This window comes from Microbacterium sp. NPDC006705 (assembly GCF_044903545.1).
Lineage (GTDB): Bacteria > Actinomycetota > Actinomycetes > Actinomycetales > Microbacteriaceae > Microbacterium > Microbacterium plantarum.
This window is the reverse complement of record NZ_JBJDQQ010000001.1, coordinates 90470-102234: the sequence shown is the minus strand read 5'-3', so window position 1 is coordinate 102234 and position 11765 is coordinate 90470. Positions and strand designations below refer to the sequence as shown.

The window sequence follows — 11765 nt, the reverse complement described above, 5'->3', positions numbered from 1 at the left end:
GGCGCCTCGCCGTGCCCGGGCAGCGTGCTCAGCGCGGTGCGTGAAAGCGCTGCTGCGCGGCGAGGAGACCATCACCCACGACCGCCTCGACCGCGTCCGCAGCATCCGAGACAAGGATGCCGAGCGTCTTGCGCTCGGTCGCCGAGAAGGGGTCGAGCACCCAGTCGGCCGGATCCTGGGACCCCGTGGGCCGCCCGATCCCGACGCGGACACGCGCGAACTCGGGGGTGCCGAGCGCCTTGGCGATGTCACGGACGCCGTTGTGGCCGCCGTGGCCGCCGCCCGTCTTGAGCTTGATGGTGTCGAAGGGGATGTCGAGCTCGTCATGGACCACGACGACGTGGTCCGGGTCGACGCCGTAGAAGGAGGCCAGCGCAGCCGCGGGGCCTCCCGAGACGTTCATGAACGTCTTCGGCTTGGCCAGCACCATCTTGGCAGCACCGGGCCGGAGCCAGGACTCGGCTGCCCAGGCGTTGGCCTTGTGCGAACGAAGCGTCTCACCGCGCCGGCTCGCCAGTTCGTCGATGACCATCTGGCCGATGTTGTGCCGGGTCGCCTCGTAGCGCGGCCCCGGATTGCCGAGACCGATGATGAGCCAGGTATCCGCCATGGCGCGCCTTTCGAACGACGGAGCCCGTCCTCACGAGGTGAGAACGGGCTCCGCAGGGGTGAGTATTACTCGGACTTCTCGTCGCTCTCAGCCTCGTCGGACTGCTCGGCGGCGGTCGCCTCGTCGGCGGCCTCGATCTCGTCGACGGCGGCGAGCGTCGCTGCGGGGACCGACACGGCGACGACGAGCGTCTCGGGGTCGGTCACCAGCGTGGCGCCGCGGGGCAGCGTCAGGTCGGCGGCCGTGATGCGCGCGCCGTCCTCGAGGCCTTCGACGTCGACCTCGACGTTGGTGGGGATGTGGGTGGCCTCGACCTCGAGCGTGATCGACGACGCGTCCTGCGTCGCGATGGTGCCCGAGAACGGCTCGCCGGTGACGACGACGGGAACGTCGACCTGGACCTTCTCGCCCTTCTTCACGACGAGGAGGTCGATGTGCTCGATGATCTGGCGCACGGGGTCGCGCTGGACGTCCTTGACGAGGACCAGCTGCTCCTTGCCGTCGATGGTCAGCTCGATGACGGCGTTAGCGCGGCGGACGAGCAGCAGCATCTGGTGGCCCGGCAGGGCGACGTGCACGGGGTCGGTGCCGTGCCCGTAGATGACGGCGGGGATCTGACCGGCGGCACGCAGACGGCGGGCGAAGCCCTTGCCGAAGTTGGTGCGCGTCTCTGCAACGACCTTGGTGTCGGTCTCGGTGGACATGCGTTTCTCCTTGTGGGCCCGGGGCCCTGCTCAGCGGTATGCGGGTTCGACGCGAACGCGAGCGCGTGGAGAGGAAACGTCCTGCACACACCCTCGTCGATCACGGATCCCGGTTCCCGCACAGCGGGCACGCGGCATCCCTCGCCGAAGTACACCCCTACTCTACCAGCGCTGGGTAGGGTGGGTGAGACGTCGTCTACGCCCGGAGGAAAAATGGAATACGGCTGGTTCTCTCACGTGCTTCTGTGGGTCATCGGAGCGATGACGCTCGGGTCGATCGTCTCCGTCAGCCTCGCGCTGTTCGCGATGGGACGACAGGGCTACCGCAAGGGCTGACCCGCCCGCGGGCGTCGCCGCGACGGCCCGATCGACGAAAGCGCGAGGCGCGCCACCGGGTGAGGTGGCGCGCCTCGCGCTTTCGTGTCGAGTTCAGGCGGGCCAGACCGCGACGACGACCTTGCCGGACGCCTCCGAGTCCCTCGCCGTCGCGAACGCCTCGACGATGTCGGCGGCGTCGACGACGTGGGTGATCACCTGCTCGATCTCGGGTCGCTCGTCGAGGAGGCGCACCGCCTCGTCGATCTCGTCCTTGAAGCGGAACGTGCCGACGTAGACGACCTCCTTGGAGATGAAGGGCGCCAGGTTGACCGGTCGCGGCTCGTTGGGGACCATGCCCACCTGTACGACGCGCCCCGCCGGCCGCACGGCGCGCAACGCGGCGGACACCGACGCCGCGACGCCCGAGCACTCCAGCACGACGTCGTAGGCGTCGGCGGGGGGCTGCTCCGTGGTGACGTCGAACGTTCGGGTCGCGCCGAGTCGGCTCGCACGGTCGAGGGGTCCGGCCAGCACATCGGTGGCGTGCACCTCCGCCGCCCCGGCAGCGGTCGCCGCTGCCACCGCGAGCAGTCCGATCGGCCCGGCACCGGTCACGAGGACCCGCGCACCCGCGACGTCGCCTACTTTGCTCAGCCCGTGCAGGGCGACCGCGAGCGGCTCGGCCAGCACGGCACGACGGACCGGCAGCGTCGGCGGGAGGGGTCGCACCATGGACCGATCGGCGACGATGAGCTCGGCGAGGGCGCCCTGGGTGTGCGGCGTCGTCGAGGCGCTGCCCAGATACGCTCCGCCCGGCCAGAGGTGCGGGTCGTCGGCGATCGCCTCGACCTTGCGGCCGAAGGTGGCGGGGTGAAGCGTCACGGGCGTGCCGGACTCCCACTCCCCGGTCGGATCGAGATCGATGCGGCCGCTGAGCTCATGCCCCGGGATCAGCGGCTCCCTCACGACGAAAGCCCCGTTGGCACCCTCGTAGTAGTAGTGGAGGTCGGACCCGCAGATGCCGACGAAGTCCACCCGGATCCGCACCTCTCCCTCGCCGGGCGACGGCTCGGGGACGTCCGAGATCTCGATGTGCTGTTTTCCATGGATGTGCGCTGCGCGCATGGCGGTCCTTCCGGATCAGACGACGGCGGTCATGCCGCCGTCGACGAAGATGTTCTGCCCCGACACGAAGCTCGAGGCATCCGAGCAGAGGAAGAGCAGGGCCCCATCGAGCTCGCTGAAGTCGCCCCAGCGCTGTGCCGGGGTGCGCTGCGTGAGCCACGCGCTGAAATCGGCGTCGTCGACGAGGGCGCGGTTCATCTCGGTCGCGAAGTAGCCGGGCGACAGCGCGTTCACCTGCACGTTGTGTCGAGCGAGGTCGGCCGCCATCCCCTTCGTGAGCTGCGCTACCGCGCCCTTGGTCGCCGAGTACGGCGCGATCGTCTGGCGCGCCAGCGCCGACTGCACCGAGGCGATGTTGACGATCTTCCCCGACCCGCGCTCGACCATTCCCGGGGCCACGAAGCGCGCGACGTAGAAGACGCCGTTGAGGTTGGCCGCGACGATCTCGTCCCAGTCGGACACCGAGAACTCCGCGAAGGGGGCCCGCCGCTGGATCCCCGCGTTATTGACGAGGATGTCGGGCACCCCGACCTCGGCGACGATGGCCGCGACCCCCGCCTCGACGGCAGCGGCATCCGTGACGTCGAAGACCGCCGCCACCGGTTCCGGCGAACCGGCTTCGGCGGCCTCACGCCGCGTGCGCTCGACCGCCTCGGCATCACGGCCGTGCACGACGACACGTGCGCCTTCGCGGGCGAGCGCGAGCGCGAGGGAGCGCCCGAGCCCGCGCGACGAGCCCGTCACGAGGGCGACGCGTCCGGTCACATCGAACAGAGAGGACATCGGAACTCCTTAACGTCAGGGCAGAGCCGTCAGCAGCGGCTCAGATGAGGGACGCGAGCCCGAACAGACCGAGCACGAGCACGAACGCGGTCACGGACTCGATGGCCTGCTGCACGGTCCACGTCTTCAGGGTCGTCTTCACGTCCATGCCCATGAGGCGGCCCACGAGCCAGAAGCCCGAGTCGTTGACGTGTCCGGCGAACACCGAGCCGGCCGCGGTGGCCAGGACGATGGCGGCCACCTGGAGCGGGTTGAAGTCACCCGCAGCGACAGCCGGCGCCGCGAGGCCTGCTGCCGTCACCAGAGCAACGGTGGCCGACCCCTGCGCGAGGCGGATGATGACGGCGATGACGTATGCGGCCACGATGATCGGCAGGCCGAGGTCGGACAGCGTGTCGGCGAGCGCGTCGCCGATGCCCGAGGCGCGCAGGACGCCGCCGAACATGCCGCCGGCGCCGGTGATGAGGATGACCGAGGCGACAGGACCGAGAGCCGAGTCGACGACCTTCTCGAGCGCCGTGCCGTTCTCGCCGCGGCGCGTGCCCAGCACGAAGGTCGCGACGATGACGGTGATGAGCAGAGCCACGAAGGAGTTGCCGAGGAGCACCAGCACCTGGACCCACAGGTCGTCCGTCGACACGGCGCCGGCGGAGGCGAGGGTCGTGAGCCCCGTGTTCATGAAGATGAGGAACATCGGCAGGAGCAGGAGCAGGACGATCGTCAGCGGACGCGGCGGGTTCGCCGGCTGGTCGTCATCCTTCTCGCCGAAGAGAGCCGGCACCGGCAGCGGGATGCGCGCGGCGATGAACTTGCCCCACAGGTAACCGGAGACGTACCAGACGGGGAAGACGACGACGAGGCCGAGGAGAAGGACGAGACCGAGGTTGGCTCCGTACGCCTCGGTCGCCGTGACGGGGCCGGGGTGCGGCGGCAGGAAGACGTGCATGACGGAGAACGCCGCGGCGGCGGGGATGCCGAAGAGCAGGACGTTCGCCTTCGAGACGCGGCGGGCGATCGCGAAGATGATCGGGAGCATCATCACCAGGCCCGCGTCGAAGAACATCGGGAAGCCGAGGATGAGCGAGGCGATGCCGAGCGCGAAGGGTGCTCGCTTCTCGCCGAAGACCTCGACGAACTTGTCGGCGAGCGCCTTGGCGCCGCCGGAGTGCTCGATGAGCCTGCCCAGCATCGCGCCGAGGGCGACGAGGAGGGCGACTCCGGCGAGTGTCCCACCGAATCCATCGGTGAGCGTCTTCGCGATCGCCGAGACCGGCACCTGCGCGACGAACGCGGTGAGCAGCGAGACGATGATCAGCGTCAGGAAGGCGTGGACCTTGCAGACGATGATCAGGAACAGGATGAGGGCGATCGCGCCGACTGCGATGAGCAGCAGCGGTCCGGCACCCAGGGTCTGGGTCCAGTCTTCCATCGGTATCTCCGTTGATGTCGGGAAGCGGACGACCGAGGGCTGAGCCCCGCGGATCGTCCCGCGTTAGGATTCGAGCTGCCCCGTGCCACGGCAGCGGAGCAGAGCGATCCTCGCACAATGATCGTATCTTTTACAACCACTGATCGTATTTATCGGAGGCGTCATGGCGCAGGCATCCCACGGATCCGTGCTCGACGCCCTCGGGCTGCGTATCGCGTCGGGTGAGCTCGCACCCGGGTCGGTATGCACCCTCGCCGATCTCGAAGCCGAGTTCGGGGTCTCTCGCACCGTCATCCGCGAAGCGGTTCGGGTGCTGGAGGCGATGGGGATGCTCTCGTCGCGCCGGCGCGTCGGTCTCACCGTGACGCCGACGAACGAGTGGAGCGCGCTCGATACCCGCCTCATCGGCTGGCAGCTCGCATCACCGCGCCGCGACCACCAGATCGTCGTGGTGAACGAGCTGCGGTCCGCCGTTGAGCCGATCGCCGCACGACTGGCCGCCCAGCGCGGCACCGACGTGCAGCGCTCGCAGCTCCTCGGCCTCGCGGCGCGTCTCGAGGAGCTCGGTCGCAGCGGCAAGGGCGCATCGCCGGAGTACCTCGAGGTCGACATCCAGTTCCACGACCTCATCCTCGACATGAGCGGCAACCTCATGCTCGCCGCGAACAAGGCGGCGATCGCCGCCGTCATCGCCGGGCGCTCCGACGTGGGACTCACTCCCGCGATCCCCTACGAAGCGGCGCTCGACAACCACGTGCGCACCGCCGCGGCGATCGCGCGCGGCGACGCCGACGGTGCGGAGCGCCACACCCGTGGCTACGTCGACGCGGTCCTCAGCGAGGTCCGGGCGCTGGTGTGACCAGGCCGTCGGGCTGCTCGCCGCGCAGCGCCGCCAGCAGCGCATCGATCGACTGATCCGTCATTCGCTGCACGGCACCGCTCGTGTGCCCTCCCGCATGCGGCGTCGCCACCACGCCGGGATGCCCGACGAGCGGCGAACTGGACGGCGGCTCGGTCTCGTAGACATCCACGGCGACCCCGTGGAGGCGCCCCTCGTCGAGTGCGCGGCGCGCCGCGGCCTCGTCGAGCAGGCCGCCTCGCGCGGTGTTGACGACGATCGCTCCCGGCGGCAGCAGGCTCAGTCGGCGCGCATCGAGCAGATGACGGGTCTCGGGCAGCAGCGGGACGTGCAGGCTCACCACATCGCTGCGGCGGCACAGCTCGTCGATGCCGACCCGCTCGACCCCGGCCTGCGCGAACGCCTCGTCGGGCAGCATCGGGTCGTACGCGACCACCTCCATACCGAGCCCTCGCGCACGCTCGGCGACCAGGCGGCCGATGGCGCCGAAGCCCACGACCCCCGCGGTGGTGCCCGTGAGCTCCTTGCCCTCGAGGCGCGGCCACTCCCCCGCACGCACCGCCTCGTCGAGCCGCGGGATGCCCCGCGCTGCGGCGAGCACGAGGCCGATCGCGAGCTCGGCGACCGCGATCGCGTTCGCGCCGGGAGTCCGAGTGACCATGACGCCTCTCGACGCGGCGGCGTCCAGGTCGACCCGGTCGACACCCACCCCGTAGCGAGCGAGAACACGCAATCGGGGCGCGGCCGCGAAGACGGCCCCGTCGTATTCGTCGAGCCCGGCGATGATGCCGTCGACATCGGCGACGAGCGGGATGAGCTCCGCCGCCGTGAGTGGCCGCCCGTGAGGATTGAGGATAACCTCGCCGACCTGCTCGCGGAGGCGGCGGAGCGATGCGCCGTGCGGGTCGCGGCACAGAGACGTCGGCGTCACCAGGACCTTCATCGGACTGCCTCGAACGATCCGGGCACAGTGCGCTGATACTGATCGAGGTACCGGGCGAACCCCTCGTCGTATCGATCTCGGTGCTGCTCACGAGGCGTGATCGTCCGCACCTCGACGTCGTCGAAGGCCGGATGCCGCAGGTCGAGCCCGCTCGCGAGCATCCCCATCCGCACCGCACCGACGATCGAGGTGTGCTGCTGCGCCGAGACCTGCATCTCGACCCCGAACACGTCGGCCGTGAGCTGCGTCCAGAACGGCGACGACAGGACGCCGCCGGAGAGGACGATGCGACGAGGCGTCCCACCGAGGGCGGTGAGCTCCTTGTAGCAGTGGTAGAGCGAGTACACGATGCCCTCGAGCACCGACTGGTACATGTCCACGCGCGAGTGTGCCGGCGCGAGATCGACGAAGCCGCCGCGGCGCTGGTCCTGCCAGCCCGGGCTCCGCTCGCCGAACAGGAAGGGCAGGAAGACGGGCAGGTCGACCCGGTCGGTCGACAGCGACGGCTCGATGTCGAGGTAGTCGGTCGAAGCCCCGAACAGGCGGTCGCGCGCCCAGTCGACGCAGTTGCCGCATCCCGAGGTCGCTGCGCCGCTCAGCGCACCGAGCGGCGAGCGGTACGACCAGGTGCTCAGCGTGGGCGAGAACGCCGGATGACGCGACGCGACGCGGAGGGCGCCGCTCGTCCCCATCGAGAAGGTCATCTCGCCGGGCTCGGTCGCGAGGTCGCCGATCTGGTTCAAGCCGCCGTCCGGGCCGGGGGTGAGCACCGGGATGCCCGCGGCGAGTCCGAGGAGCACCGCGGCCTCGGCCGACAGGGGCGCCGTGGCAGTGGTCTCGTGCAGCTCGGGCAGCCGGACGCGACCGAGATCGAACCGGTCGATGACCTCGCTGTCCCACGTCGCATCGGTGGCGGAGAGCAGCCCGCTGCCTGAGGCCAGGGAATCGTTCGTCCAGACCTCACCCGTCATCCGAGCGAAGATGAGGCTGGCCTGGTCGAGGGCCAGCAGCCCGTCGATGTCGAGCCCCTGCGCACGGAGGTGCTGAAGTTTGAACACGGGATAGATGGCATTGACCATGCAGCCCGTGCGCTCGTAGAACCACCACGTGAAGTCGTCGTCCGCACGGAGGGCGGCGCTGAGGTCCTGCGCGCCGGTGTAGGGCCACTCCATCACCGGGGTGACCGCCGAGAGGTCGTCGGAGCGAAGGGTGAGGCCGTGCCACGTGCCGCTCAGCACGATGAGGTCGATCCGCTGGCCGGCTGCGGCCTCGCGACCGAGGGCCATGAGCTGGATGTAGATCGCGTCGGCATCTCGGACGGCCGAATCGGGCCCATCGACTTCGAACCGGCGGCTGCGAACGGCGACCGCGCCGGTGTCCGTGTCGAAGAGCATGGTCTTCGCCGAGGTGGTGCTGGCTTCGAGAGCGAGGATCTTCATAGGGGCCCATCGTCGGGTGTCCGGCGGGCAGCAGCGTCGCCGAGACTCAATGATATGATCATTCGGCCGACGATGGACACCCCGAGGAGAAACATCATGGTCGCTGTTCTCGATCAGATCGCCCGCCACCGCCTCGTTCCGGTCGTCGTGGCCGACACCGCCGACGAGGGCCTGTTCATCGCCGCTGCGCTCGCCGAGGGCGGGCTCCCGGTGGCCGAGATCACTTTCCGCACCCCCGCAGCACCGGCCGCCATCGAAGCCATCGCCGAACGAGGCGACGTGCTCGTCGGCGCGGGCACGATCGTCTCGCCCGCCCAGGTCGACACCGCCGTCGCCGCCGGTGCCCGCTTCCTCGTCTCCCCCGGCTTCCACCCCGCGGTCGCCGACCGCGCCGCCGACCTCGGGGTTCCCCTCATTCCCGGAGCCGTCAGCGCGAGCGAGATCATGGGGGCGCTCGCGGCCGGGATCACCACGGTCAAGTTCTTCCCCGCCGAGACCTCGGGCGGCCTCCCCGCCCTGCGTGCTCTCGCCGGCCCCTTCGGCGACCTGCGGTTCGTGCCGACCGGCGGCATCGACGCCACGAACCTCGACGCCTATCTCGCGCACCCGCAGGTGACCGCCGTCGGCGGTTCGTGGATGCTGCCGCGGACCGCCGTCCGAGCACGCGATGCCGCCGCCATCACCCGCGCCGCATCCGACGCGGTCGCACGTGTCGACGCCTTGTCGCAAGCCGCTCCGGCCGGCCTGCCGAACGGATAAAGTGGCGAGAGAGCCGGGCTCTCTCGCAGCACCTGGCCACCCCACCCGCACGCGAACCTGGAGCTACGCATGGCGTCGACCCCCTCACCGACAGGACCCTCGACCGATCAGGATCAGGCGCCGCACGAAGCGGCCACGGTCCACGAGGGCGCCCCGCGTCCCGAGGAGGTCGACCGCCCGACCCCCGACGAGAGCAGCGCTCCCGCCGAGGCCGGGTCCGGCTCCGCGAACATCGGTGTGGTCGGACTCGCCGTCATGGGCTCGAACCTCGCCCGCAACCTCGCGAGCCGCGAAGGGAACACGGTCGCCGTGTTCAACCGGTCGCGTTCGAAGACCGACGAGCTCATCGAGACTCACCCCGAGGCGGACTTCATCCCCGCCTTCTCCTACGAGGAGTTCGCAGCGAACCTGCAGAAGCCGCGCACCGCGATCATCATGGTCAAGGCGGGTCGCCCCACCGACGCCGTCATCGACGAGCTCATGCGGGTGTTCGAGCCGGGCGACATCATCGTCGACGGCGGCAACTCGCTGTTCACCGACACCATCCGTCGTGAGAAGGCGGTCCGCGAGGCCGGCTTCAACTTCGTCGGCATGGGCGTCTCCGGTGGTGAGGAGGGTGCCCTCCTCGGGCCCTCGCTCATGCCCGGAGGCCCCGACGAGTCGTGGGTGACCCTCGGCCCCATCCTGAAGTCGATCGCCGCGGTCGCCGAGGGCGAGCCGTGCGTGACGCACGTCGGCCACGACGGCGCCGGCCACTTCGTGAAGATGGTGCACAACGGCATCGAGTACGCCGACATGCAGCTCATCGCCGAGGCCTACGACCTCATCCGCCGCGGCACCGGCAAATCGCCCGCCGAGATCGCCGACATCTTCGCCGAGTGGAACCGCGGCGAGCTCGAGTCGTACCTCATCGAGATCACCGCCGAGGTGCTGCGTCAGACGGATGCCGCCACCGGTCAGCCCCTCGTCGACGTGATCGTCGACCAGGCCGGTGCCAAGGGCACCGGCGCGTGGACCGTGCAGACCGCGCTCGACCTCGGCGTGCCCGTCTCGGGCATCGCGGAGGCCGTCTTCGCGCGTTCGCTCTCGAGCCACCGCGAGCAGCGCGACGTGTCCGGCTCGCTGCCCGGCCCTGACGACGCGTCGTTCACGGTCGAGGACGCCGACGCCTTCATCGAGCAGGTGCGCCTCGCGCTCTACGCCTCCAAGATCGTCGCCTACTCGCAGGGCTTCGACGAGATCCGTGCCGGCGCTGCCCAGTACGGCTGGAACATCGACCTCGGCGCGGTGTCGAAGATCTGGCGCGGCGGCTGCATCATCCGCGCGCAGTTCCTCAACCGCATCGCCGACGCGTACGCGACCGGCGACGAGCTCCCCGTCCTGCTGACCGCGCCGTACTTCGTCGAGGCGCTCGGCCGCGCCCAGGACGCGTGGCGCCACGTCGTGCAGGCCGCGGCCGGCGCCGGCATCCCCGCTCCCGCCTTCAGCTCGTCGCTGTCGTACTACGACGGCCTGCGTGCGGAGCGCCTGCCGGCAGCCCTCATCCAGGGCCAGCGCGACTTCTTCGGTGCGCACACCTACAAGCGCATCGACAAGGACGGCACCTTCCACACGCTGTGGTCGGGAGACCGTTCCGAGGTCGAGGCCGAAGACACGCACTGACCCCACTCCTGAGGTCACGAGGCCCCGTCGAGCATCTCCGCTCGGCGGGGCCTTCGCTGTACGCGACGACGAGACGTCAGAGCCAGTCGTTGCGCTTGAAGATCCCGTAGAGACCGGCGCTCAGGAGCACCATCAGCCCGAGCGCCATCGGGTAGCCCCACGGTTGGTCCAGCTCGGGCATGAATCTGAAGTTCATGCCATAAACGCTCGCGACGAACGTCGGGGCGAATCCGATCGCCGCCCACGACGAGATCTTCTTGACCTGTTCGTTCTGGCGCACCTGGACGACGGTGAGGTCGGCCATCTTCTCGTCCAGCCGCTGGTTGACGAGGGTCGCGTGGATCGTCAACGCGTCGTCGAGCGTGTGTCGCATCGACTGCACGCGCTCCGCCACGTACTGCGCGCGGCCGCGGACGTCGTCCCATCCGGCCGGTTCGGCGCCGGCCGCGGCATCCGTGAGGGTCGAAGCGAGCCGCGTCAGGACGTCCGGCAGCGGCGTCGTGGCGTGAGCGAGGTCGATCACCTCCCGCTGCAGGTCGAAGATGCGCCTCGACACTCCGGGGTCGTCGCCGAACAGCTGATCCTCGATCTCGTCGATGTCGTTCTCGACGCCGTCGAGCACGACGCGGTAACCGGTCGTGACGAGTTCCGCGAGTACCCACATGACGGATGCCGGGCCGCGGCGGAGCAGGTCCGGGTGGCTGTCGAGACGACCCTGGAGCTCGCTGAGGTCGATGCGATCCGAGCGCGTCACGGTCACGATGAGGTGCGGTGCGAGGAACACGTCGATCTCGTCGCAGCGGACCGTCTCGGAGGCATCGTCGTAATGCGCGGGCTGCAGCACCACGAAGGCGTGGTCGCCGTACCGCTCGAAGATCGACCGCTGATGCGGGCGGAGGGCTTCCTTGACCGCGATGGGAGGTACCCCCAGCTCGGCCGCGTGAGACTCGATCTGCGCGTCGTCGACGTCGATCAACGCGACCCACGCGAAGCCGCCCCGTTCGCGCGCGAGCACCGCGGCGTCGCGCGGCGCCAGACCGTCGCCGATCCGCGACCCGTCGACATACACCGCCGCCTCAACGTTCGTCATGACGTCACCGTATGCCACATCCCGAGCTCACAGCGCGCACATAG

Annotated in this window: 12 protein-coding genes; 4 read left to right on the top strand and 8 right to left on the bottom strand. The window is 69.8% G+C overall.

All coding sequences use genetic code 11. The features are described 5' to 3' along the window. Window positions 1-28 precede the first annotated feature (28 nt). Together pth and ACI2K6_RS00415 are read right to left on the bottom strand one after the other, a co-directional pair. Window positions 29-610, bottom strand: a complete 582-nt coding sequence (pth, locus tag ACI2K6_RS00420; RefSeq protein WP_274177997.1) for an aminoacyl-tRNA hydrolase — start codon at window positions 608-610, stop codon at window positions 29-31. A gap of 65 nt (window positions 611-675) precedes the next feature. Next, entirely contained in the window at window positions 676-1314 is a 639-nt protein-coding gene (locus tag ACI2K6_RS00415; RefSeq protein WP_404567704.1) for a 50S ribosomal protein L25/general stress protein Ctc, read from the bottom strand. A 213-nt stretch (window positions 1315-1527) separates the two neighbouring features. Between ACI2K6_RS00415 and ACI2K6_RS00410 the strand changes: the two genes are divergently transcribed. Next, entirely contained in the window at window positions 1528-1650 is a 123-nt protein-coding gene (locus tag ACI2K6_RS00410; protein WP_274177998.1) for a hypothetical protein, read from the top strand. Between the two features lie 93 nt (window positions 1651-1743). On the opposite strand, the gene ACI2K6_RS00405 is transcribed toward ACI2K6_RS00410, so the two are convergent. The 3 genes from ACI2K6_RS00405 to ACI2K6_RS00395 are packed head-to-tail and all read right to left on the bottom strand — an operon-like array spanning window position 1744 to window position 4969. Next, entirely contained in the window at window positions 1744-2757 is a 1014-nt protein-coding gene (locus ACI2K6_RS00405; RefSeq protein ID WP_274177999.1) for a zinc-binding dehydrogenase, read from the bottom strand. Between the two features lie 15 nt (window positions 2758-2772). Next, entirely contained in the window at window positions 2773-3540 is a 768-nt protein-coding gene (locus tag ACI2K6_RS00400) for a glucose 1-dehydrogenase (protein WP_112618007.1), read from the bottom strand. Between the two features lie 40 nt (window positions 3541-3580). After that, a complete protein-coding gene (locus ACI2K6_RS00395; protein WP_274178000.1) occupies window positions 3581-4969 on the bottom strand; it encodes a GntP family permease in 1389 nt (462 codons plus the stop codon). A 163-nt stretch (window positions 4970-5132) separates the two neighbouring features. Between ACI2K6_RS00395 and ACI2K6_RS00390 the strand changes: the two genes are divergently transcribed. Further along, a complete protein-coding gene (locus ACI2K6_RS00390) occupies window positions 5133-5828 on the top strand; it encodes a FadR/GntR family transcriptional regulator (RefSeq protein WP_114589581.1) in 696 nt (231 codons plus the stop codon). Here the strand turns inward: ACI2K6_RS00390 and ACI2K6_RS00385 are convergent. Together ACI2K6_RS00385 and ACI2K6_RS00380 are read right to left on the bottom strand one after the other, a co-directional pair. Next, window positions 5803-6759: a phosphoglycerate dehydrogenase gene (locus ACI2K6_RS00385; protein WP_274178001.1), complete on the bottom strand. Its 957-nt coding sequence runs from the start codon at window positions 6757-6759 to the stop codon at window positions 5803-5805. The genes ACI2K6_RS00390 and ACI2K6_RS00385 overlap by 26 nt on opposite strands. A gap of 8 nt (window positions 6760-6767) precedes the next feature. Continuing rightward, window positions 6768-8210, bottom strand: coding sequence for a gluconokinase (locus tag ACI2K6_RS00380; protein WP_274178002.1), 1443 nt, complete (start codon window positions 8208-8210; stop codon window positions 6768-6770). A gap of 96 nt (window positions 8211-8306) precedes the next feature. Between ACI2K6_RS00380 and eda the strand changes: the two genes are divergently transcribed. Continuing rightward, on the top strand, window positions 8307-8969 hold the full coding sequence (gene eda, locus ACI2K6_RS00375) for a bifunctional 4-hydroxy-2-oxoglutarate aldolase/2-dehydro-3-deoxy-phosphogluconate aldolase (protein WP_274178003.1): 663 nt from the start codon (window positions 8307-8309) through the stop codon (window positions 8967-8969). Window positions 8970-9038: 69 nt separating this feature from the next. Then, window positions 9039-10631: an NADP-dependent phosphogluconate dehydrogenase gene (gene gndA / locus ACI2K6_RS00370; protein WP_274178004.1), complete on the top strand. Its 1593-nt coding sequence runs from the start codon at window positions 9039-9041 to the stop codon at window positions 10629-10631. Between the two features lie 76 nt (window positions 10632-10707). Here the strand turns inward: gndA and ACI2K6_RS00365 are convergent, their stop codons facing one another. Beyond that, window positions 10708-11721 (bottom strand): magnesium and cobalt transport protein CorA, encoded by a 1014-nt coding sequence (locus ACI2K6_RS00365; RefSeq protein ID WP_274178005.1) that lies wholly within the window; start codon window positions 11719-11721, stop codon window positions 10708-10710. Window positions 11722-11765 lie beyond the last annotated feature (44 nt).

What these genes read in the sequence shown, in the direction of transcription:
- ACI2K6_RS00405 (WP_274177999.1), bottom strand. Translation starts at nt 2,757, where the DNA reads ATGCGCGCAGCGCACATCCATGGAAAACAGCACATCGAGATCTCGGAC.
- ACI2K6_RS00400 (WP_112618007.1), bottom strand. Translation starts at nt 3,540, where the DNA reads ATGTCCTCTCTGTTCGATGTGACCGGACGCGTCGCCCTCGTGACGGGC.
- ACI2K6_RS00390 (WP_114589581.1), top strand. Translation starts at nt 5,133, where the DNA reads ATGGCGCAGGCATCCCACGGATCCGTGCTCGACGCCCTCGGGCTGCGT.
- pth (WP_274177997.1), bottom strand. Translation starts at nt 610, where the DNA reads ATGGCGGATACCTGGCTCATCATCGGTCTCGGCAATCCGGGGCCGCGC.
- ACI2K6_RS00395 (WP_274178000.1), bottom strand. Translation starts at nt 4,969, where the DNA reads ATGGAAGACTGGACCCAGACCCTGGGTGCCGGACCGCTGCTGCTCATC.
- gndA (WP_274178004.1), top strand. Translation starts at nt 9,039, where the DNA reads ATGGCGTCGACCCCCTCACCGACAGGACCCTCGACCGATCAGGATCAG.
- ACI2K6_RS00365 (WP_274178005.1), bottom strand. Translation starts at nt 11,721, where the DNA reads ATGACGAACGTTGAGGCGGCGGTGTATGTCGACGGGTCGCGGATCGGC.
- ACI2K6_RS00380 (WP_274178002.1), bottom strand. Translation starts at nt 8,210, where the DNA reads ATGAAGATCCTCGCTCTCGAAGCCAGCACCACCTCGGCGAAGACCATG.
- ACI2K6_RS00410 (WP_274177998.1), top strand. Translation starts at nt 1,528, where the DNA reads ATGGAATACGGCTGGTTCTCTCACGTGCTTCTGTGGGTCATCGGAGCG.
- ACI2K6_RS00415 (WP_404567704.1), bottom strand. Translation starts at nt 1,314, where the DNA reads ATGTCCACCGAGACCGACACCAAGGTCGTTGCAGAGACGCGCACCAAC.
- eda (WP_274178003.1), top strand. Translation starts at nt 8,307, where the DNA reads ATGGTCGCTGTTCTCGATCAGATCGCCCGCCACCGCCTCGTTCCGGTC.